This is a genomic window from Streptosporangium vulgare, assembly GCF_042428775.1.
Taxonomy (GTDB): Bacteria; Actinomycetota; Actinomycetes; order Streptosporangiales; family Streptosporangiaceae; genus Streptosporangium; species Streptosporangium vulgare.
On sequence record NZ_JBHMBS010000001.1, the window covers coordinates 636,466 to 654,043 of the forward strand.

The window sequence follows — 17,578 nt, forward strand, 5'->3', positions numbered from 1 at the left end:
GTAGGTATCCGGCAGGGTACGGTAATCTCTACCCACCACGCAGCAGGGCCAACGTCGTCCCTTGCTTGTTCGAAAGAAGCAAGACGACGGGAGGGATTCAATGCCTGCTGCCCACCTCGGCTTTCCCGAGCCCCAGGGCCTGTACCACCCCTCACATGAGCACGACGCCTGCGGTGTCGCCATGGTCGCGGACGTTGCCGGTCGCCGTAGCCACGACATCGTCGCGAAGGCATTGACCGCGCTGTGCAATCTCGACCACCGGGGAGCCCAGGGTAGCGAACCGGACACCGGCGACGGGGCCGGGATCCTGACGCAGATCCCCGACACCTTCTTCCGCGTGGTGGCTGACTTCCCCCTGCCCCTGGCCGGTTCCTACGCCGCCGGCATGGCCTTCCTGCCCGCCGAGGCGGGGGCCCGCGAGGCCGCGGTGCGGCTGATCGAGGAGATCGCCGCGGAGGAGGGCCTCACGGTCCTCGGCTGGCGCGACGTCCCGACCACCCCCGAGCTTCCCGGGCCGAGCGCCCGCGCGGTGATGCCGTTCTTCGGCCAGCTGTTCGTGGCCTCCCCGGACGGCGAGAGCGGCCTGGAGCTGGACCGGCTGGCCTTCTGCCTGCGCAAGCGGGCCGAGCACGAGGCGAACGTCTACTTCCCCTCGCTGAGCTCCCGGACCATCGTCTACAAGGGCATGCTCACCCCGCTGCAGGTCGAGCAGTTCTTCCCCGACCTGAGCGACGAGCGCTACGAGACCGCGATCGCGCTGGTCCACTCGCGTTTCTCCACCAACACCTTCCCCTCGTGGCCGCTGGCGCACCCGTACCGCTACGTCGCCCACAACGGTGAGATCAACACGGTCAAGGGCAACCGCAACTGGATGCGCGCCCGCGAGGCCATGCTGAAGACGGCGAACCTGCCGGGCGACCTGTCGCGGCTCTTCCCGATCTGCGACCCGGCCGGCTCCGACACCGCCTCCTTCGACGAGACGCTGGAGCTCATCCACCTCGCGGGACGCAGCCTGCCGCACGCGGTGCTGATGATGATCCCCGAGGCGTGGGAGAACCACACCGAGATGGACCCCGCGCGGCGGGCGTTCTACGAGTTCCACTCCACGATGATGGAGGCCTGGGACGGCCCGGCCTCGATCACCTTCTCCGACGGCACCCTCGTCGGCGCGGTGCTCGACCGCAACGGCCTGCGCCCTGGCCGGTTCTGGGTGACCGCGGACGGCCTGGTCGTGCTGGCCTCCGAGGCGGGCGTGCTGGACATCGCCCCCGAGGACGTGGTCCGCAAGGGCCGCCTGCAGCCCGGCAAGATGTTCCTGATCGACACCGAGCTCGGCAAGATCATCGAGGACGACGAGATCAAGGCCGAGCTGGCGGCCGAGCTGCCGTACGCGGACTGGCTGCACGCCGGGCTGGTCCGCTTCGAGGAGCTGCCCGCCCGCTCGCACGAGGCGCCGTCGCACGAGGCGCTGATCAAGCGGCAGCAGACCTTCGGCTACACCGAGGAGGAGCTGCGGATCATCCTGGCGCCGATGGCGAGGGCGGGCATCGAGCCGATCGGCTCGATGGGCACCGACACCCCGGTCGCGGTGCTCAGCGAGAAGCCCCGGCTGTTGTTCGACTACTTCAGCCAGCTGTTCGCGCAGGTCACCAACCCGCCGCTGGACGCGATCCGCGAGGAGCTCGTCACCTCCCTGGCCAGCACGATCGGCCCCGAGGGCAACCTGCTCGACCCGGGCCCGGCCTCCTGCCGCCAGCTGGTGCTGCCCTACCCGGTGCTCGACAACGACGAGCTCGCGAAGATCATCCACATCAACGACGAGGGCGCGCTGCCGGGCTTCCACCCGCACGTGGTCTCCGGCCTGTACGAGGTCGCGGGCGGCGGCGAGGCGCTGCTGCGCCGCATCCAGGAGATCCGCGCCGAGGTCTCCTCGGTGATCGAGGGCGGGGCGCGGATCATCGTGCTGTCCGACCGCGGCTCCTCCGCGACCCTGGCGCCGATCCCCTCGCTGCTGCTCACCGGTGCCGTCCACCACCACCTGATCGCCGAGAAGACCCGTACCAAGATCGGTCTGGTCGTCGAGACCGGCGAGGCGCGCGAGGCGCACCACATGGCGCTCCTCGTCGGCTACGGGGCGGGCGCGGTGAACCCGTACCTCGCCATCGAGACCGTCGAGGACATGGTCGACTCCGGCGCCCTGAAGGTCGACCGGCACAAGGCCGTGCGCAACCTCATCAAGGCGTACGGCAAGGGCGTGCTGAAGGTCATGTCCAAGATGGGGGTGTCCACGGTCGCCTCCTACACCGGGGCGCAGATCTTCGAGGCGCTCGGCCTGAGCCAGGAGGTCGTGGACGCCTGCTTCACCGGGACCACGTCCCGCCTGGGCGGCGTCGGCTTCGACGTCCTGGCCGAGGAGGCGGCGCAGCGTCACCTGCGCGCCTACCCCCGGGCCGAGAACGCCCACCGCCGCCTGGAGGTCGGCGGCGAGTACCAGTGGCGCCGCGAGGGCGAGCCGCACCTGTTCAACCCCGAGACCGTCTTCAAGCTGCAGCACGCCACCCGCTCGCGCCGCTACGAGATCTTCAAGGAGTACACCGGCCTGGTGGACTCCCAGGCGGAGAAGCTGATGACGCTGCGCGGCATGTTCAAGCTGCGGGAGGGTGTCCGCGAGCCGGTGCCGATCGACGAGGTCGAGCCGGTGAGCGAGATCGTCAAGCGCTTCTCCACCGGCGCGATGTCGTACGGCTCCATCTCGATGGAGGCGCACGAGACGCTCGCCATCGCGATGAACCGGCTGGGCGGCAAGTCCAACACCGGTGAGGGCGGCGAGGACCCCGAGCGGCTGCACGACCCGGCTCGCCGCTCGGCGATCAAGCAGGTGGCCTCCGGCCGGTTCGGCGTGACCTCGGAGTACCTGGTCAACGCCGACGACGTGCAGATCAAGATGGCCCAGGGCGCCAAGCCCGGCGAGGGCGGCCAGCTGCCCGGCCACAAGGTCTACCCGTGGATCGCGAAGACCCGGCACTCCACCCCGGGCGTCGGCCTCATCTCGCCGCCGCCGCACCACGACATCTACTCGATCGAGGACCTCGCCCAGCTCATCCACGACCTGAAGAACGCGAACCCGGCCGCCCGGGTGCACGTCAAGCTCGTGGCCGAGGTCGGGGTCGGCACGGTCGCGGCGGGTGTGTCCAAGGCCCACGCGGACGTCGTGCTCATCTCCGGCCACGACGGCGGCACCGGCGCGTCCCCGCTCACCTCGCTCAAGCACGCGGGCGCCCCCTGGGAGCTCGGCCTGGCCGAGACCCAGCAGACGCTGCTGCTCAACGGCCTGCGCGACCGGATCGTCGTGCAGGTGGACGGCCAGCTCAAGACCGGCCGCGACGTGGTCATCGCCGCGCTGCTCGGCGCCGAGGAGTTCGGCTTCGCCACGGCCCCGCTGGTCGTCTCCGGCTGCGTGATGATGCGCGTCTGCCACCTGGACACCTGCCCGGTCGGCGTCGCCACCCAGAACCCGGAGCTGCGCAAGCGGTTCACCGGCAAGCCCGAGTTCGTGGTCAACTTCTTCGAGTTCGTCGCCGAGGAGATCCGCGAGTATCTCGCCGCGCTGGGCTTCCGCAGCATCGAGGAGGCCGTCGGCCACGCCGAGCTGCTGGACACCACCCCGGCCGAGAACCACTGGAAGGCCTCGGGCCTGGACCTGGCGCCGATCCTGCACCAGCCCGAGCTGCCCGCGGGCGCCTCGCTGCGCCGTACGGTGGAGCAGGACCACGGGCTGGCCAAGGCGCTGGACAACACGCTGATCCAGCTCGCCGAGGGCGCGCTCAAGGGCGGTTCCCGGGTCACGCTCGACCTGCCCATCCGCAACGTCAACCGCACGGTCGGCACCATGCTCGGCCACGAGGTGACCAAGCGGTACGGCGGCGCCGGCCTGCCCGACAACACCATCGACGTGCGCTTCACCGGTTCCGCGGGCAACTCCTTCGGGGCCTTCCTGCCCAGGGGGATCACCCTTCGGCTCACCGGCGACGCCAACGACTACGTGGGCAAGGGCCTGTCCGGCGGCCGGATCTCGGTCCAGCCGCACGACGCGGCCCCGCTGGACGGGCACATCATCGCCGGGAACGTCGGCCTGTACGGCGCGACCTCCGGTGAGGCCTTCATCCGCGGCGTCGTGGGGGAGCGGTTCTGCGTCCGCAACTCCGGGGCCACCGCGGTGGTCGAGGGCGTCGGCGACCACGGCTGCGAGTACATGACCGGCGGCAAGGTGGTCGTCCTCGGCCCGACCGGCCGCAACTTCGCGGCCGGCATGTCGGGCGGCGTCGCCTACCTGCTCGACCTCGACACCGAGCGGGTCAACCGGGAGATGGTCGAGATCGAGGAGCTCGACGAGGCCGAGTCCGAGGCGCTGCGCGAGATCGTCGAGGCCCACCTGACCGAGACCGGCTCCACGGTCGCCAAGGCGGTCCTCACCGACTGGGACCCGTCCCGGTTCAGCAAGATCATGCCGACGGACTACAAGCGGGTCCTGCGGGCCGCCGAGTCCGCCCGGCTGGAGGGCCGCGACATCGACGAGGCCGTCATGACCGCCGCGGTCCAGGGGTGAGGCCGATGTCCGTTCCCATGCCGGCGGCCGTTCGTGTCGCCCATGTTTCTCCGCCGTTCCAGGGGTTCCGGGGTTTCCGGGCTCTCCACGCTTCTCACGGATTTCACGGATAAGGGAGGTACGACCGATGGCTGACCCCAAGGGTTTCCTCGCTCACGGACGCGAGCTGCCGGCGCGCCGCCCGGTGGACGTGCGCATCCGCGACTGGCGGGAGGTCTACGAGGACTTCCCCAAGCCCGCGCTGACCAAGCAGGCCGCGCGGTGCATGGACTGCGGCATCCCGTTCTGCCACAACGGCTGCCCGCTGGGCAACCTGATCCCCGAGTGGAACGACCTGGTCTACCGGGACGACTGGCGGGAGGCGATCGAGCGCCTGCACGCCACCAACAACTTCCCGGAGTTCACCGGCCGCCTGTGCCCGGCTCCGTGCGAGGCGGCGTGCGTGCTCGGCATCAACTCCGACCCGGTCGCGATCAAGCGGGTCGAGGTCGAGATCATCGACCGCGCCTTCGACGAGGGCTGGGTCACCCCCCAGATCCCCGCCTCGAAGACCGGTAAGAGGGTCGCGGTCGTCGGCTCCGGGCCCGCGGGCCTGGCCGCCGCGCAGCAGCTCACCAGGGCCGGGCACGACGTGGTCGTGTTCGAGCGGGCCGACCGGATCGGCGGCCTGCTCCGCTACGGCATCCCCGAGTTCAAGATGGAGAAGCGGCACATCGACCGCCGTCTCGACCAGATGCGGGCCGAGGGCACCGAGTTCCGTACCGGCGTCAACGTCGGCGTGGACATCACGGCGGCGCGGTTGCGCGAGGAGTTCGACGCGATCGTCCTGGCCGGCGGCGCGACCCAGTGGCGGGACCTGCCCGTCGCCGGGCGCGACCTCAAGGGCGTCTACCAGGCGATGGAGTACCTGCCGCCCTCCAACAAGGTCCAGGAGGGCGACTTCCCGGTCTCGCCGATCAGCGCCGAGGGCAAGCACGTCGTCGTGATCGGCGGCGGCGACACCGGCGCCGACTGCATCGGCACCGCGATCCGGCAGGGGGCCGTCTCGGTCACCCAGCTGGAGATCATGCCCCAGCCCCCGGAGGCCCGCCCCGGCAGCCAGCCGTGGCCCACGTTCCCCATCCTGTTCAAGATGGAGAGCGCCCACGAGGAGCTGGCCGACGGCGGCGGCGACCGGGTCTACGCGGTCTCCACCACCGAGTTCGTCGGCGACGCCGACGGCAACGTCCGGGCGCTGCGCCTGGTCGAGGTGGAGGGTCCCGCGGCCGGGTTCAAGCCGGTGCCCGGCTCCGAGCGGGAGATCCCGGCCGAGCTGGTCACGCTGTCGATGGGCTTCGTCGGCCCGGAGAAGAAGGGCCTGCTGGAGGAGCTCGCCGAGGTCGCCGGGGGCGAGTTCTTCGACCCCAGGGGCAACGTCGCCAGGAACAAGGGCTACATGTCCTCGGTCGACGGCGTCTTCGTCGCCGGGGACATGGGCCGGGGCCAGTCGCTGATCGTGTGGGCGATCGCCGAGGGCCGCTCGGCCGCCTCGGCCGCCGACCGCTACCTCACGGGCCAGACGGCCCTGCCGGTGGCGATCCCGCCGACGGCGCGGCCCCTGGTCTGAGCGTTCGCGGCCTCCGGACGGCCGGCGCCCCGAGCGGGTCGCCGGCCCCGGGCGGCCGTCGGCCGGTATCTCATGGCCGGTTCGGGTGTGTCATGGTTGATTCGTGCGCACCCGGACCGGTTCCTGTAGTTCAGGGCCGGCTCGCGGGTGTCATGGCCGACCCGGCCGGTCCGGGGCGGTCCGGCGGGAAAGCGGCGGGTCCGAGCACGTCATGACCTTCCGGGTGCGATGTCGCCCATCGCGCCCGGCATTCGTGCGGCGTGCCGGGTGTCTTACCGGCTGCTTCAGGTAAAAATGCGCAGAGCAGGTGTTCGGATTGCTTTGTCACACATATGCCTGAAAGATAATTCTTCATGGTCAGGCCAGGTGCGGAGGATCGATGAATCGCGGGATCAGAAGCCTGACGGGCACGGCGACGGTGCTCGCCCTGGCGGCGACCCTCACGGCGGGAGCCCTGGGCGGCGGGGCCACGACAGGCGCGGGCCAGACCCGCGAGTACCTGGTCTTCTACGCGGACGGAGCCCGCGACCGTGCGGTCGACGCGATCACCGCGAGCGGCGGTAGCGCCCTGTCGACCGACACCAGGATCGGTTACGTCCTCGCCGAGGCTCCCGGCTCCCGCTTCGTGGAGAGCCTGGCCGGCAGCGACGCCGTCGAGGGGGTCTCCTCCGACCGCAGGATCGGCTCCGCCGCCGCGATTCCTCCCGCGACCGCCGCCGCTCCCGCGGCCAGGACGCCCGGCGCCGAGACCGTTTCCGGGGCCGCCTCCCAGGTCAGGACCCCGCTCGTCTTCCCCTCCGCCGACGCCCTCGGGCGGGCGGGCACCCCCGGCGCCCCCGCCTCCTCCGCCGGCGCGCCCGCCGGTACGCCCGAGCCGCTGGCCGGACGGCAGTGGGACATGAAGATGATCGGCGCCACCGTGGACGGCTCCTACGCCGCCGAGCCCGGTGACAAGCGCGTGCTGGTCGGCGTCATCGACACCGGCATCGACGGCAAGCACCCCGACATCGCCCCCAACTTCAACCGTGCCCTGAGCCGCAACTTCGTGACCGACCGGCCCAAGGACCCCAACGGCAAGACCCTCGACGGGCCCTGCGAGTTCAAGAGCTGCAAGGACCCGGTCGACTGGGACGACGACGGCCACGGCACCCACGTGGCCAGCACCATCGCCTCACCGCTCAACGGCGTGGGCATCGCCGGGGTCGCCCCCCAGGTGTCCCTGGTGAACCTGCGGGCGGGCCAGGACTCCGGCCTGTTCTTCCTCAAGCCCAGCATCGAGGCGCTCACCTACGCCGCCGACACCGGGATCGACGTGGTCAACATGAGCTTCTACGTCGACCCCTGGCTGTTCAACTGCAAGGCCAACCCCGCCGACTCCAAGGCCGAGCAGCTGGAGCAGCGCGGCATCATCACCGGCATGCAGCGCGCCCTCGACTACGCCCGCAAGCGCGGCGTCACCCTCATCAGCGCCATCGGCAACGGCGCCACCGACCTCGGCAGGCCCACCAAGGACGCGACCAGCCCCGACTACCCCAAGGACGCCGAGCGCAACCGCAAGGTCGACAACTCCTGCCTCAACGTCCCGGCCGAGTCCACGGGCGTCATCTCGGTCACCTCGGTGGGCCAGAGCGGGCGCAAGGCCTACTACTCCGACTACGGCGTCGAGCAGGCCGACCTGGCGGCCCCCGGCGGGGACGAGTTCGACGGCGGCGGCGCGTACGACACCACCAGGGGCATCCTCGCCGCCGCGCCGGAGAACGCGCTCAAGGCCAAGGGGCAGATCTCCGCCGACGGCACGCCGAAGTCCGACTCGGTCATCCGGGACTGCGAGGGCGGCACCTGCGCCTACTACCAGTACCTCGTCGGCACCTCCATGGCCGCCCCGCACGCCACCGGCGTCGCCGCCATCCTGATCAGCCGCTTCGGCAAGCCGGGCAAGGGCGGTCTCGCGCTACCCGCCGCGGACGTCCAGCGCCTGCTGTACTCCACCGCCACCGAGAAGGCCTGCCCCTCGCCGCGCGAGTACGCCTACAAGATCGACCTCGTGGTGGACGAGGTCCACAAGTGCGAGGGTCCCAAGGCGCGCAACGGCTTCTACGGCCGCGGTGTCATCAGCGCCGCCAACGCGGCCAAGGCCGCGGCCTCCACTCCCTGACACGTCCGATGGGATCCCGGCCGGTGGGGGGGCGGGCCGACGAGATGCGGGGCGGTGGGATTCCGGCGCCCCTGAGGGTCCTCCGAGGAGGGGATCGCCAGGGGCGCGGGGGGTTTCCCTCTCCTTGGAGGACGCGGGCTCTGTGAGCTTCTGGGAGCTCGGTTTCGTGAGCCTTCGAGGACGCGGGCGCTGTGAGCCTTTGGGGGCCCGGTTCCGTGAGCCTTCGAGGACGCCGGCTCCGTGAGCCTTCGAGGACGCGGACTCCACGGATTTTCGGGGACACGGGCCTCGCGAGGTTCGCGAGCACGAGTGTCGCGACGTTTTATGACATCTGGTCTCAAAGTTTGAGATAAGGGGCGATTCGCAACCTCCCGTTCATCCAGGGTAGCTTTGTGTCACCGATTTTTTCATCGGCGCTCTGACCAACGTCACGACCAAGTGGTCTGTACCAATTAGGGTGGGATCCGTGACTCGTCGCGCGAAAATCGTCTGCACTCTCGGCCCTGCCACCTCCTCTCCCGAACGCCTCCGCGAGCTGATCGCGGCCGGGATGGACGTGGCCCGTTTCAACCTCAGCCATGGCAGCCATGAGCTGCACAAGGAGGTTTACGACAGGGTGAGGGAGGCCGCCGCCGAGCTCGGGCGTGGCGTGGGTCTGCTGGCCGACCTCCAGGGTCCCAAGATCCGGGTCGGCAAATTCGGTGAGGGCCCCGTCCGCCTCGGCTTCGGTGATGTCTTCACGATCACCACTGAGGAGGTTCCCGGCGACCGTGACCAGGTCTCCACGTCCTACCTGGGGCTTCCCAAGGACGTCAGCCCCGGGGACAACATCCTGGTCGACGACGGCCGCGTCCGGCTGGAGGTGACCCGGGTCGACGGCCAGCGCGTCACCACCCGCGTGATCATCGGTGGCATGATCTCCGACAACAAGGGCCTCAACCTGCCCGGCGTCAACGTCAGCGCCCCCGTCCTGACCGACAAGGACGAGACCGACCTCCGCTGGGCCCTGCGCACCGGCTTCGACCTCGTCGCCCTCTCCTTCGTCAGGCGTCCCTCCGACGCCGACGTGGTGCGCAACATCATGGAGCAGGAGGGCATCCGCCTCCCGCTGCTCGCCAAGATCGAGAAGCCGCAGGCCGTGGAGCGGCTCCCGGAGATCATCGAAGCCTTCGACGGCATCATGGTCGCCCGCGGTGACCTCGGGGTCGAGCTGCCCCTGGAGGAGGTGCCCATCGTGCAGAAGCGCGCCATCGAGCTCTGCCGCGAGAAGGCCCGCCCGGTCATCGTCGCCACCCAGATGCTGGAGTCGATGATCACCGCCCCGCGTCCCACCCGTGCCGAGGCCTCCGACGTCGCCTACGCCGTCATGGACGGCGCCGACGCGGTCATGCTCTCCGGCGAGACCTCGGTCGGCAACTACCCCGTCGAGGTCGTCGAGACGATGAGCCGCATCGCCACGACCGCCGAGAAGAGCTCCCTGCAGGCCACGCACAGCCTCGACCGGCTGCCGGAGACCACCGGTGGCGCCATCGCCCGCGCCGCGGCCGAGGTGGGCGCCATCGTCGGCGCCAAGGCGCTGGTGGCGTTCACCATGTCCGGTGAGACGGCCCGCCGCCTGGCCCGCTACCGCTCGCCGATCCCGCTGCTGGCGTTCACCTCCGCCAGCCACGTCCGCAACCAGCTCGCGCTGACCTGGGGTGTGGAGACCTTCGAGGTGCCGTTCGTCCACCACACCGACGACATGGTCCGTCAGGTGGAGGCCTCGCTGCTCGCCAACTCCCGCCTGGAGAAGGGCGACAAGGTCGTCATCGTCGCCGGTTCGCCTCCCGGCACCGCGGGTTCCACCAACGCCCTGCGCGTGCACACCATCGGCGCGGCGGTCTCCAACCCCGGCTGATCTGCGCCATCGCGTACGGCCACCGCTTCGGCGGTGGCCGTTCGCGTTTCCGGGGCCTCCCGCCCGGCCGCGGATTCAAAAAGCCGAAAAATACGCTCTTGTCGTGTCCGAATAGGTGTCAGAGGATCGGTGCATGGCATGCCCGGACGGGGCACGTCTCGCTAACCGGACAAAATCAACGAAAGGCGCCGGATGATCCAGGGCAGTCGGCCGGTGGGAGCGGAACGGCAACGCGAGGAGGTCGAGGGGCGGCCTCCGGGCCCGCCGGGGCAGCGCGTATCGGCCGCCGACACGGTCGCGGAGATGATCGAGGCCCGCCTGGGCCGGGCGGTCGACCCCGACGAGAACTTCTTCGAGGCCGGGCTCAACTCGATGGCACTGGTCGAGCTGCACGCGGACATCACGGGGGTGCTCGGCATCGACATCCCGGTCACCTCGATGTTCACCCGGCCGAACGTGCGGGCGCTCAGCCGCCTCGTCGAGGGCGCGCGGGAACCCGTCAGGACCGAACCCGCGCGCCTGCGTCCCGTCGGGGGCAGCCGCAGGGACGTGCGCGCCCGTATCCGCCGTGACGGCGGAGCACCTCGGTGACGAACACCGCGTCGATCGCCGTGATCGGCATGGGCCCGAGCGCCCCGCTCCCCCCTCCCGGTGTCGTCCTGACGGAGACCGAGGAGGGCGCCCTGGAGAACGCCGGATACGACCCAGCGCGTCTCCCGGGCGTGTTCGCCGTCCACGAGCCGGCCGAGGACGCCTGCCTGGCCCTCGCGGCCGGTGACTGCGACCTCGTGGTCACGGTCTCGGGACCGAGCCTCGACGCTCTCGCGGAACAGGGCACCACGATCGTGCTCAAACGCCTGGACGACGCCCTCCTCGACGGCGACCTCGTGAGCGCCGTGATCGAGGCAGTGCTCGAATCCCCGCCCGGCGCCCCTCCCGCCCCCGTCGTCTCCACCAGGACCGTTCCCGCCCGTACCGTTCCCGCCCGCAGCGGGCACGGTGGCGGGCGCGGCGGTCCGCCCGGGGGCGGCTCGGTCGCGCGCCTGCGGGAACCGCTGAGGGTGCGGAAGGGGTTCCCGCCGGTCCACCTCCCGGGGGACTCCCGGCCTCGCGTCGTCGCCTGGTCCGGACGTACGCCGGAGGAGGCCGACGCCGTACGGAAAAGCCTGAGGGGGTTCTTCGCCACCCTCGGCGCCGACAGGTTCGCCGACGCCGTGGCCGTCCTCCAGCTGGGCCGCGCCCAGCATCCCGTACGGGGCGCGGTCGTGGCCGCCACCCCCGCCGAGGCGTCCGCGGCCCTCGCCGTGGCTCCGCAGGCCGTCGCCGTGACTCCGGCGGCCTCACCCGAGGGGACGGCGCTCGGGCACGAGCCGGGTTTCGGCGTCGCGGCCGGGACGGGTGTGAGGTTCGTCTTCCCGGCCGGAGGCACCGGGCGGCTGGGGGCCTCGCTGTACGGGGCCGAGCGGCTGTTCAGCGAGGCGATGGACGTCTGCCTGGAAGGTTTCGAACGGCACGGCGTCGATCTCTGCGCCGCCTGGCTCGCCGGGGAGCGTGACGACGACCCGGTGACGTTCGCGGTGACCTACTCCCTGGCGACGACCCTGACCGGCTGGGGGGTCACACCCCTGAGCTGCGCGGGAGACGGCGTCGGCGAGCTCACCGCCGCCGCCTTCTCGGGAACGCTGGAACTGGACGAGGCGATCGCCCGCGTCGCGGCCTCCGCCGCCGCCTCCGCCCCGGAGCCGGAGCCGGAGCAGGCGCCGGGACAGGTGCCCGAACCGGTGGCGGACGACGTGATGACGGTGTCCGAGCCGGTGCCGGACGACCTGACGGTTCCCGAATCGGTGCCGGCCGACATCGTGGCGCCCGAGCCGGTGCCGGGGCATGAAACGTTCCACGGACCCGAGGCCCGTCGCGAGACGGTCCAGGGAGGAACCGGACCGGAGGCCACCGGCGCGGGAAACCCGCTGTCCCTCCTGGTCGGGACGGCGACGGCGCCCTCGGGCGAGGGGACGATCGACTGCGGGGACGACCGCCGGGGCCTGCTCGCGGCGCTCGCCCGGCTGTGGACACTCGGCTGCCCGGTCGACTGGGCCGCCCTCGATCCCGACCACCCCCTGCAGCGCCTGCCCGTCCCGGGAGGGCACCGCCACGCCCCGGCGTCGATCGTTCCCGTTCCCTCGCCGAGTGTCCCCGCGGTGAGTGTCCCCGCGCCGGTTCCCGTACCGCGGGAGAGCGAGGGCGCGTCGCGGCTCCCGGAGGGCCTGCCCGAGCCCGCCGAGCCGCTCCGCGAACCGGGGGCGGTCCCGTACTCGTTCTGGGTGCTGGAGCAGCTCGCCGGGTCGAGCGGGGTGTCCAATCTGGCGGTGGCGTTCAGGACCCGCGAGCCGCTGCGCAGGTTCCCGCTGCAGATCGCGGTGAACCGGCTGCTCAAGCGGCATCCGGCACTGCGCCTGCGGTTCCCCGTGGTGGACGGCGCGCCCGTGCGGCACCTCACCGCCCCGCAGGACGCGCAGATCAAGCTGGTGAACGGGGAGACCACCGAGGAGACGCTCGTCCCCGACCTGCAGAGGTTCCTGGACGTGCCCTTCGACCTGGGCCGCGACCTGCTCTTCCGGGCCGGGCACTTCGCGCTGCCCGACGGCGGCGGGAGCGTGGTCTGCCTGGTGGCCCACCACATCGTCATCGACGCCACCTCGATGCAGTTCCTCGTCGAGGAGCTGGGCGGCTTCTACGACGCGCAGACGAGCCAGGAGCCGCTCCCCGCCGCGCTCTCCGGCGTCGCGCCCATGCTGGAGCCGGGGGAGGCGTCGCGGGAGTCGCTGGACTACTGGCTCGACCGGCTCGGGGACGTCGATCCGGCCGCGATGGTGCTCCCCGGCAGCAGGCCGTCGCCCGCCCGGCCCACCTTCGCCGGGCACACCTGCTCCTGGGAGGTGGACGCGGACACGCGCCGGGCGCTCGACACGCTGCGGACCGGGCTGCGCACCACCGACAACATCGTGCTGGCCGCCGCGTTCATGCTCACCCTGCGCGCCCACGGCGCCGGTCCCGAGCTGGTGGCCGCGATGCCGGTCACCACCAGGACGGCCGCGATGCGCGGTCACGTCGGCTACGGCGTCAGCACCCTGCCGATGCGGGTGCGCGCCGACCCGGACGAGGGGTTCGCCGCCCTGGTCAGGCGGGTCGAGGACGTCTTCTTCGAGGGGGTCGAGCACGCGGACGCCTCGGTGGAGGCGGTGCTGGTCGAGCGCGGGCACGGCACCGGGGACTGGAGGGTGCCGCTGTTCCGGCACATGTTCAACTACCGGCCGTGGACCGACGACCAGGTCAGCATCCTGGGCTCCGTACCCGAGTACGTCGAGGACCTGTTCGACCGCAGCCGCCTGGACCTGCAGTGCATCGCGGTGCAGGAGCCCGGCAGGCTCACGCTCAGGGTCTGGCACAGTACGGAGGTCCACGACGAGGCCGAGATCGCCGCGTTCGTCGCGCGGATGACCGCGCTGCTGCGCCGGGCCGCCGAGGACGCGCACCGGCCGCAGCGGGAGCTGGACTCCCTCTCCACGGCCGACCGGGAGCTGCTCGACCGGCTCAACGACACCGCGCGGACCTGGGAGGGACCGGCCACGCTGCTGGAGCGGATCACCGCCCGTACCGGGGGCGTCCACCCGCCGGGTAGCGGCACGGCGATCCGGGACGGCGACCGGGAGGTCACCTACGACGAGCTGCTCACCTGGGCGGCCACCGTCAGGGACACCCTCGTCACGCACGGCGCGGGTCCCGGCGACATCGTGGCGCTCGGCCTGAGCCGTTCGGCGGAGATGGTCGCCGCCGTGCTCGGCGTCTGGGCGGCCGGGGCCGCCTACCTGCCGCTGGACCCGCGCCAGCCCGAGCTGCGCCTCGCCTACCAGGTGGAGGACTGCGGGGCCCGCCTCGTCATCGCCGACTCCGAGGCCCTCTCCGAGGTTCCCTGGGCGGGGGAGGTCCCCGTACTCCCCATGCCACAAGCGCCCGGAGCCGGTACGCGGGACCGCGACGGTGCGCCCGCGCACCGGCTGGATCCGGCCGAGGCAGCCGCGGCGGTCTCCGGGGAGTCGATCGCCTACGTGATCTACACCTCGGGGTCCACCGGCAGGCCCAAGGGGGTGGCCGTCACCCACGGCAACCTGTCCAACCTCGTCCTCGACTTCGCCGACCGGCTCGGCGCGGGTGCGGGCGACGCGGTGCTGTGGTCCACCACGACCTCCTTCGACATCTCGGCGCTGGAGCTGATGCTCCCGCTCACCGTCGGCGGCACCCTGGTCGTCGCCTCCGACGACGACCAGCTCCAGCCGCGCAGGTTCCTGGAGCTCATCGCGGCGCGGGACGTACGCGTCGTGCAGGCCACCCCGACGGCCTGGCGGCTCATCGCCCCCGAGGCGCGCGACGAGCTGGCCGGGCGCGTCGTGCTCTGCGGCGGGGAGCCCATGCCGGCCGCGCTCGCCACGGACCTGCTGGGCCTGGGCTGCCGGTTGTTCAACGTCTACGGGCCGACCGAGACGACCATCTGGTCCACCGCCGCCGAGATCCTCGGCCCTCCGGCCGACCCGGTGCCGATCGGGGTGCCGCTCGCCAACACCCGGATCTTCGTCAGGGACACCGACGGGCGCGAGGCCCCGCCGGGCGTACCCGGCGAGCTGTGCGTGGCGGGCGACGGGGTGAGCGCCGGGTACGTCAACCGGCCGGAGCTGACCGCCGAGCGGTTCGGCGAGCACCCCCGCCACGGGCGCTTCTACCGGACCGGGGACATGGCCAGGCTCAGGCACGACGCGACCCTGGAACTGCTGGGCCGCGACGACCGCCAGATCAAGCTGCGCGGGCACCGCATCGAGCTGGGCGAGATCGAGGCGGTGCTGCACCACCACGACGCCGTCAAGGTCGCGGCCGTCATCGTCCACGACGACCGGCTGGTGGCGTTCGTGCAGCCCACGGACCTGCCCGACGGGGAGACGGGGGCCGCGCTGCGCGAGGAGCTGTGGCGGTACGCGGGGACGCGGCTGCCGGACTACGCGGTCCCCTCGGGGATCGTCCTGGCCGACGAGTTCCCGACGACCGCCAACGGCAAGATCGACTATCGGGGGCTCACCGTACCCGAGGACGACTCCTCGCCCGCCTCCCGTGCCCCGGCGAGCTCGGAACTCGCCGAGGGGGTGCTGCGGCTCTGGCGGGAGGCGTTGCGCCGTCCAGGGCTCGGCGAGCACGACAACTTCTTCCTCAACGGGGGGCACTCGGTGCTCGCCGTACGGCTGATCGCCCCGCTGGAGGAGCTCGCGGGCCGGGCGATCAACGTCCGCGCGGTCTTCGACCATCCCACCCCGGCCGAACTGGCCGCATTCATCTCCGACGTCCCCACGCTGGAAGGACCCAGATGACCGCGCCGTGGTTCGTACCGGTGGGGGAGCGGCAGGGGGGCCGGATCCGCCTGTACACCTTCCCCAACGCGGGCAGCGGCCCCGCCTCGCTCACCGGCCTGGCCGAGCGGTTCCCCGACGAGGTCGACGTGTGGTCGGTGAACCTGCCCGGCCGCCAGGCCAGGCTGGCCGAGCCGCCGGTCGAGGACCTCGACGCCCTCGTCGACGACCTGGCCCGCGACCTGCTGGCGAACGCCCGCGAGCCGTACGCGCTGTTCGGCTACTGCAGCGGCGCGCTGCTCGCCTACCTGGTCTGCCGCCGCCTGACCGAACTCGCCCCGCGCGGCCCCGGACTTCCGGCGCCACCCGGAGCGGGTCCCTCGCCGGAGCCCTCTGGACCGGATCCCGAGTCCGGGGGGCGGTGGCCGGAACGGCTGCTCGTGGGGTCCTTCGCCGCGCCGGACGTCACGCTCCTGCTGCGCAGGCTGCCGTCGCTGCCGTCGTGGCTGTTCTGGGACCAGCTGATCGAGCTGGGCGGCGTACCGGCGGAGGTGGCCGAGCGCGAGGTGCTCAGGCCGATCCTCGAACCCGCGCTGCGCGCCGACTTCGGGATGCTCGCCCGGTACCGGCACCGGCAGGGACCGCCGCTGCCCGTTCCCCTCACCGTCCTGTACGGCAGCCGCGACGGCTCCATGTCGCGCGGCGGGCTGCTCGGCTGGCGCAGGCAGAGCGCCTTTCGGCCGTCGATGCGCGAGCTCGACGCCTCGCACTGGCTGGCCGAGGAGACCCCCGACCTGCTCGCCACCGTCATCGCAGAGGAGATCGGATGCGTCTCGGTTACAGCATGAGCTACTGGGGTGGCGCCGGGCTCGGTCCCGCCGACCACCTCGCCCTGGTCCGCGAGGCCGAGCGGCTGGGCTACGAGTCGGTGTGGGCCGCCGAGACGTACGGCACCGACCCGGCGAGCCTGATGGCGTGGATCGCTGGCCAGACCGAGCGGATCGCGCTGGGCACCGGCGTGCTGCAGATGTCCGGCCGCAAACCCACGGTGGCGGCGATGACGGCCGCCACCCTCGACCAGATCTCCGGCGGCCGGGCCCGGCTGGGCGTGGGCGTGTCGGGGCCGCAGGTCGTGGAGGGCTGGCACGGGGAACGCTTCGACCGGCCGGTGGCCCGCGCCCGCGACTACCTGTCGGTGCTGCGGCTCGCCCTGGCCGGGCGCCCGGTGAGCTACTCGGGCCCGACCATGACACTGCCGCTCCCCGGCGGGCAGGGCAAGGAACTGTCCCTGGGCGTCTCCCCGGTCCAGAAGCACCTTCCCGTCTATCTCGGCGCGATGGGCCCGGAGACGACCGCGCTCGCCGGGGAGCTGGCCGACGGCTGGCTCGCGATCCACTTCCCGCCCGAGCACCTGGCCGAGCGCACGGCCCAGCTGCGCGCCGGCGCGGCGCGGGCCGGTCGCAGCCTCGACGGCTTCGACGTCGCGCCGATGATCCTCACCCTCGTCGACGACGACGAGGAACTGGCCTACGACATGATGCGGCCCATGCTCGCCCTCTATCTGGGGGGCATGGGCTCGCGCCGCACCAACTTCTACAACCGCCTGGCCCGCTCCCTGGGCTTCGAGAAGGAGGCGGAGGCGATCCAGGAGGCGTTCCTGGGCGGGCGCCAGGGCGAGGCGATGTCGCTGCTGCCCGACGGCCTGGTCGACGCGATGACGATGTGCGGACCGCCCGGCAAGCTCCGCGAACGCGTCGCCGCCTACCGCGAGGCGGGCGCGACCTCCCTCGTCGTCGGCCTGGTCACCCCGACGCTCCGGCTCAGGATGGAACAACTGGAACTGGTGGCTGACCTGGTCACCTGACGTGTCGCTCTCCGCCGGGATCGTGCGGCCTGTGGTCCGTACGATCCCAGCGGCTCATCC

Annotated in this window: 8 protein-coding genes; all 8 read left to right on the plus strand. The window is 71.9% G+C overall.

Annotated elements, in window-relative coordinates; all coding sequences use genetic code 11:
* Positions 1 to 100: 100 nt before the first annotated feature.
* The 8 genes from gltB to ACFFRH_RS02810 all read left to right on the plus strand — a co-directional run bounded on the left by gltB (position 101) and on the right by ACFFRH_RS02810 (position 17,518).
* Positions 101 to 4,606: a glutamate synthase large subunit gene (gene gltB, locus ACFFRH_RS02775; protein WP_386153838.1), complete on the plus strand. Its 4,506-nt coding sequence runs from the start codon at positions 101 to 103 to the stop codon at positions 4,604 to 4,606.
* A 127-nt stretch (positions 4,607 to 4,733) separates the two neighbouring features.
* Positions 4,734 to 6,212 (plus strand): glutamate synthase subunit beta, encoded by a 1,479-nt coding sequence (locus ACFFRH_RS02780; protein WP_386153841.1) that lies wholly within the window; start codon positions 4,734 to 4,736, stop codon positions 6,210 to 6,212.
* Positions 6,213 to 6,591: 379 nt separating this feature from the next.
* Positions 6,592 to 8,367: a S8 family peptidase gene (locus ACFFRH_RS02785; RefSeq protein WP_344747771.1), complete on the plus strand. Its 1,776-nt coding sequence runs from the start codon at positions 6,592 to 6,594 to the stop codon at positions 8,365 to 8,367.
* A gap of 466 nt (positions 8,368 to 8,833) precedes the next feature.
* Positions 8,834 to 10,264 carry a pyruvate kinase gene (gene pyk, locus ACFFRH_RS02790; RefSeq protein WP_344747772.1) on the plus strand — a complete coding sequence of 477 codons (1,431 nt, stop codon included), beginning with the start codon at positions 8,834 to 8,836 and terminating at the stop codon, positions 10,262 to 10,264.
* A 192-nt stretch (positions 10,265 to 10,456) separates the two neighbouring features.
* Positions 10,457 to 10,855, plus strand: a complete 399-nt coding sequence (locus tag ACFFRH_RS02795; protein ID WP_344747773.1) for an acyl carrier protein — start codon at positions 10,457 to 10,459, stop codon at positions 10,853 to 10,855.
* A complete protein-coding gene (locus tag ACFFRH_RS02800) occupies positions 10,852 to 15,675 on the plus strand; it encodes a non-ribosomal peptide synthetase (RefSeq protein WP_344747774.1) in 4,824 nt (1,607 codons plus the stop codon). The genes ACFFRH_RS02795 and ACFFRH_RS02800 overlap by 4 nt, the downstream gene beginning before the upstream one ends.
* On the plus strand, positions 15,672 to 16,502 hold the full coding sequence (locus tag ACFFRH_RS02805; protein WP_344747775.1) for a thioesterase II family protein: 831 nt from the start codon (positions 15,672 to 15,674) through the stop codon (positions 16,500 to 16,502). The genes ACFFRH_RS02800 and ACFFRH_RS02805 overlap by 4 nt, the downstream gene beginning before the upstream one ends.
* Positions 16,481 to 17,518, plus strand: coding sequence for an LLM class F420-dependent oxidoreductase (locus tag ACFFRH_RS02810; protein ID WP_344747776.1), 1,038 nt, complete (start codon positions 16,481 to 16,483; stop codon positions 17,516 to 17,518). The genes ACFFRH_RS02805 and ACFFRH_RS02810 overlap by 22 nt, the downstream gene beginning before the upstream one ends.
* Positions 17,519 to 17,578 lie beyond the last annotated feature (60 nt).